A 2,337-nucleotide genomic window follows, 5' to 3' on the forward strand; every position below is an offset into this window, starting at 1 on the left:
ATATCGGACTGGATAATTTGTATATGACTTTGAAAAAGCTTTTTCGCCATGATATTGATACTTTCTGACCCAATATTGAAGTATACTTTTGTTCACGCCAATCTGTTTTGCAATTCTAAGCAAGCTCTCACGGTCAATGAGGTATCGTTTTACCGCTTTGATTTTATCTTCAATTGTAAATTTAGCCAAAAGAAAAGCACCTCCAAATGTTAGACTGTGTCTAATATTTGGGGTGCACTTCAGATTGGCTCGTTTTTTTACATACGTATGATCGCTGTTTCTACTGCCTCTCTTGCGCTTGTCACTGTGCGATAAGGAGAATACCCGCTTCCTTTTTCAAACGCCGCACAATGCGTCTTTTCCTCTGCTTTCGATGGCACAACCTCTTTAAATCGTTTATACGCATCTAACACTTCCTGTTTGGCAATTCCTTTTTCATATGCTTTTTCAACGGCCTGAAAAAACGAAATGACCGCCATTTTTTCCTCTGTTGTCCAGTCGACATCCAGTGGATATTGATATTCCATTTCTGTCCCTCACTTTTCTTTTTGAACTTTTATTATAGCATCTAATCTATCAGAAACCGATCGATTTTATGCTTTACATTCCGATCAGTTCATAATATAATTCTTTTGTTTTATGCAATGAAATCTGCTGTTATTGGGAAAATAAGAGCAGGTATTTCGATGAAGGTGGGAATGCAATTGTCACAACATGATACACCCTTATTTACTGGACTAAAAAAACATGCTTCAACCAATCCAGTTCAATTTCACATTCCAGGCCATAAGAAAGGAGCTGGAATGGATCCTGAATTTAGAGCATTCATTGGAGACAATGCATTAAGCATTGACCTCATTAATATAGAACCTCTTGATGATTTACATTCGCCTCGAGGGATGATAAAAGAAGCACAAGAGTTAGCAGCAGAAGCATTCGGTGCTGACCATACGTTTTTCTCCATCCAAGGAACAAGCGGCGCGATCATGACAATGGTGATGACCGTATGCGGACCAGGAGATAAAATTATTGTTCCACGTAACGTTCATAAGTCGATTATGTCGGCTATTGTATTCTCTGGTGCAATTCCTGTTTTTATCCACCCAGAAATCGACAAAGAGCTTGGCATTTCTCACGGCATTACACCAGAGTCAGCCAAAAAAGCGCTAACCGAGCATCCAGATGCAAAGGGTTTGCTTGTAATTAACCCTACGTATTTTGGCATTTCAGCTGATTTAAAAACGATCGTAGAGATTGCTCATTCATTTGATGTGCCTGTCCTTGTTGATGAAGCACATGGTGTACATATTCATTTTCACGATGAGCTTCCGCTGTCTGCGATGCAAGCAGGTGCTGATATGGCGGCAACAAGTGTCCATAAACTTGGCGGCTCCCTCACCCAGAGCTCTATTTTAAATATGAAGGAAGGGCTTGTTTCAAAGGATCGTGTACAATCAATTTTGAGCATGCTGACGACAACGTCCACTTCTTATTTGCTGTTAGCATCACTTGATGTTGCTAGAAAACGATTAGCCACTGAAGGAAAGGCACTCGCAGATGAAGCGATTCGTTTAGCTGAATCAGCAAGAAGCCGTTTGAATCAAATTGACGGCATAACCTGTATTGGTCAGGAGATACTCGGCTCAGCTTCTACTTACGATTACGATCCAACGAAATTAATTATTTCGATTAAAGATCTTGGACTAAATGGCCATGATGTGGAAAATTGGCTCAGAGAAAGCCACCGAATTGAAGTGGAACTCTCTGACCTATACAACATTCTATGTATCGTGACGCCTGGCGATTCTGACGAGACAATTGATACGCTTGTGACGGCTATGAAAGAAATTGCAGTAACCTCTACACGTGAAGGCAACAAACAAGCGGTCACGGAAGTTTTACTGCCTGAGATCCCATCACTTGCCATGACGCCTCGTGACGCTTTTTACGCCATAACGGAAGTGATTCCATTTAAAGAAGCGGCTGGCCGCATTATTGCAGAGTTTATCATGGTGTACCCGCCAGGCATTCCGATTTTTATACCAGGTGAAATCATCACAGAAGAAAACATATCGTATATCTTTAAAAATATCGAAATAGGTCTCCCTGTTCAAGGACCTGAAGATTCAACGTTAGAGATGATTCTTGTCATTAAAGAGCAAAAACCAATTTTATAAAAGAAGCATGCAGCCCCGTAGGGAGCTGCATGCTTCAGACCGTAGACAAACCCCACCTTTACTTCAAGTAAAAGTGGGGTTTTCACTTATTTTGATAAAATTTATCAGTTGTCTTACGCTGGACATGGTCCTTTCCATGTCCAGTTTGCTAGCTTTTTGA

At 40.8% G+C, this 2,337-nt stretch carries 3 protein-coding genes; 1 reads left to right on the top strand and 2 read right to left on the bottom strand.

The window, feature by feature from the left end; translation table 11 throughout:
* Both WAX46_RS15610 and WAX46_RS15615 read right to left on the bottom strand, forming a co-directional pair.
* Positions 1 to 189, bottom strand: a 189-nt coding sequence (locus WAX46_RS15610; protein WP_336493159.1) for a transposase, incomplete at its 3' end; no start/stop codon positions are given.
* 68 nt (positions 190 to 257) lie between these two features.
* On the bottom strand, positions 258 to 527 hold the full coding sequence (locus WAX46_RS15615; RefSeq protein WP_226566973.1) for a UPF0223 family protein: 270 nt from the start codon (positions 525 to 527) through the stop codon (positions 258 to 260).
* A gap of 177 nt (positions 528 to 704) precedes the next feature.
* On the opposite strand from WAX46_RS15615, the gene WAX46_RS15620 reads away from it, so the two are divergent.
* Positions 705 to 2,177: an aminotransferase class I/II-fold pyridoxal phosphate-dependent enzyme gene (locus WAX46_RS15620; protein WP_336494315.1), complete on the top strand. Its 1,473-nt coding sequence runs from the start codon at positions 705 to 707 to the stop codon at positions 2,175 to 2,177.
* The last annotated feature ends 160 nt before the right edge of the window (positions 2,178 to 2,337 follow it).

It is taken from the genome of Bacillus sp. FJAT-53060 (assembly GCF_037104745.1).
In the GTDB taxonomy this organism is placed as follows: domain Bacteria; phylum Bacillota; class Bacilli; order Bacillales; family Bacillaceae; genus Bacillus; species Bacillus stratosphericus_B.

Bases quoted from the DNA above. Each gene is read 5' to 3' on its own strand.
- WAX46_RS15615 (WP_226566973.1), bottom strand. From the start codon at position 527: ATGGAATATCAATATCCACTGGATGTCGACTGGACAACAGAGGAAAAA.